Source organism: Actinomadura rubrobrunea NBRC 15275 (assembly GCF_001552235.1).
GTDB classification, from domain to species: domain Bacteria; phylum Actinomycetota; class Actinomycetes; order Streptosporangiales; family Streptosporangiaceae; genus Spirillospora; species Spirillospora viridilutea.
The window spans coordinates 1-1,340 of record NZ_BCQU01000206.1; the positions used below are offsets into that span (position 1 = coordinate 1).

The window sequence follows — 1,340 nt, forward strand, 5'->3', positions numbered from 1 at the left end:
CCCGCCGCACGCTGGGCATTCGCGAAAATGTCGCGGATGCCCAGCGGCTTTTTTGCACCGCTTCGCTCCCCTGGCTGCTCCATGGCTGCTCGCCGCCCTGCACCCAGCCACACCGCCCGATTTCCTGGTCGCCCACGACACCGCCCGACACCCTGAGGGCCATAGCGGCCCACTGTGAACACGCGTCGGCCCGCCCCGGCACATGGCGCACCAGGGCGGGCCGCAGTTACGGCGCTGTCAGGCCAGCGTGGCCACCTGTCCACCCGTCGGGGTGGGCTGGTGGGGGTCGGCGTTCAAAATGACCGCTGCGGCGTCCTCCGCCGATTGCCGGGCCAGCTGCGGCAACAGACTGGTGTAGGTGTCCGCCGCAATGCTGATGGACGACAGCCGCAGGGTCTCCTGCACGACTTTCATGTCGTAACCGGCGGCCAGCAGGAACGACGCCGCACCATGCCGCAGATCATGCAGCCGGATCGGCGGCAGCCCCGCCTCCATCGCCAACCGCTCGAACAGGTCGGTCACCTGGTTGGGCACCAGCGGCCGACCGGTCTCGGTGGTGAACACCAACCCGGTCTCACTCCAGGCGTCCCCGGCGGCCAGACGCTCAGCGTTCTGCCGAGCCCGATGAGCCCGCAAGACCTTGACCGTGGAGGCATCCAGGCTGATGCTCGCCTCCCCGGCCTCGGACTTGGGCTTGCCCTGGATGGTTTCTGCACCGACCTGGGTCAGCTGCCAGCGAACAGTGGCGGTGCCGTGAGTCAGATCGAGATCGCTCCACCGCAGCCCGCACGCTTCGCCACGCCGGAGCCCTCGGAGCGCGATCAGATGGAACAGCGCGTACAACCGGTGCCGTTCGGCGCACTCCAGGAACCGCTTGGTCAGGGCTGGCGTCCACACCATCACCCGGGACGGGCGGGGCGCACCGATATAGGCGTCCAGCCGATTGATCTGGGTGCCCTGTCCACGCCCAGGGTCGGCTTCCCACTGGCGCCTGCGGCGCGCGTTCACTTCAGCGGTGTAGACGGCGAGGTTCTTGCGCCATTCGGCGATGCGCTCGTCCGTCCACACCAGCGCCTTGGGCGCCCTGCCCGACGGCAGCTCCGCCAACGCGGCGGCGTTGACTTCGATCAGCCGCTGTTTGATCGCCTTGTTCAGAGCGCTGCGCAGCGTCGCGCGGATCCGCTGCTTGGTCGCCGCCCCGACCACCCGCCGTCCCTTCACCCGGGCCCGGAGTTCAGGGTCACCGGACTCACGGGCTTGCACGACGAGTTCGTTGAGCTCGTCGATGGCTTCGAACATCCGATCCACGTCGGCCACCCGCAGCCGATCCAACCGGATGT

1 protein-coding gene is annotated in these 1,340 nt (G+C 68.6%); it reads right to left on the reverse strand.

What is annotated here, in order from left to right:
* Positions 1–237: 237 nt before the first annotated feature.
* The coding region (locus AR3_RS29035) for a site-specific integrase (protein ID WP_106259386.1) at positions 238–1,340 on the reverse strand (1,103 nt) is incomplete at its 5' end.